The 939-nt window shown below is 66.6% G+C and carries 2 protein-coding genes and 1 pseudogene; 1 reads left to right on the top strand and 2 read right to left on the bottom strand.

The window, feature by feature from the left end; all coding sequences use genetic code 11:
- Both WS69_RS35305 and WS69_RS35300 read right to left on the bottom strand, forming a co-directional pair.
- A partial coding sequence (locus WS69_RS35305) for a hypothetical protein (protein WP_269434748.1) occupies positions 1 to 335 on the bottom strand: 335 nt, incomplete at its 3' end.
- Positions 336 to 344: 9 nt separating this feature from the next.
- A complete protein-coding gene (locus tag WS69_RS35300; RefSeq protein ID WP_269434750.1) occupies positions 345 to 581 on the bottom strand; it encodes a hypothetical protein in 237 nt (78 codons plus the stop codon).
- Here WS69_RS35300 and WS69_RS35295 point away from each other — a divergent pair.
- Positions 535 to 939: pseudogene (locus WS69_RS35295) on the top strand (hypothetical protein); the annotation flags it as partial. The gene WS69_RS35300 and the pseudogene WS69_RS35295 overlap by 47 nt on opposite strands.

Raw genomic sequence — 939 nt, 5'->3', positions numbered from 1 at the left:
ACCGGCATCGGTTCGTTGTCCACCGGCCTCTCGACCACCAACAGCAACGTCGCTTCGCTTTCCAGCGGCCTCAGCACTACCAACAGCTCGCTGACCTCGCTGTCGACCTCCACGTCGTCCGGCATCGGCTCGCTGTCGACCAGCCTCTCGACCGTCACGACGACGACCAACAACCTCGGCAGCAGCACCGCCGCGGCGCTTGGCGGCGGCGCGACGTACAATCCGGCGACCGGCACGATCTCCGCTCCCTCGTACACGACGTACAACGCGAACGGCACGACGACGACCAACAACAGCGTCGGCGCCGCAATCGACAACATCAACGCGAACGGCATCAAATACTTTCACGCGAATTCGACAGGCCCCGACAGCATCGCGACCGGCACCGACGCCGTCGCAATCGGTATGGGCGCGACGGCCGCGACGGCGAACTCAGTCGCGCTCGGCGCGAATTCGGTCACGGCCGCGGCCAATCCCACCAGCAGCGCGACGGTCGGCTCGACCACGCTCGCCGCGTTCGCGGGCAGCGCGCCCGTGGGCGTCGTGAGCGTCGGCGCGTCGGGCGCTGAACGCCAGATCACGAACGTCGCCGCCGGCCAGGTCACGGCCACCAGCACCGATGCGATCAACGGCAGCCAGCTCTACTCGGTCGCGTCAAAGCTCGACTCGGCTTCGAGCTCGATCGCGTCGCTCTCGACTTCCTCGTCCACCGGCATCAGCTCGTTGTCCACTGGCTTGTCCACGACCGATAGCAATCTCGCGTCGCTCTCGACCTCCTCGTCCACCGGCATCGGTTCGTTGTCCACCGGCCTCTCGACCACCAACAGCAACGTCGCTTCGCTTTCCAGCGGCCTCAGCACCACCAACAGCTCGCTGACCTCGCTGTCGACCTCCACGTCGTCCGGCATCAGCACCGCGCAGAGCGGCGTCAACTCGTTG

The sequence above is a fragment of the Burkholderia sp. BDU5 genome (assembly GCF_001522845.1).
Lineage (GTDB): Bacteria > Pseudomonadota > Gammaproteobacteria > Burkholderiales > Burkholderiaceae > Burkholderia > Burkholderia mayonis.
The sequence above is the reverse complement of the archived record's forward strand: the minus strand, read 5'-3'. Positions and strand labels throughout refer to the sequence as shown.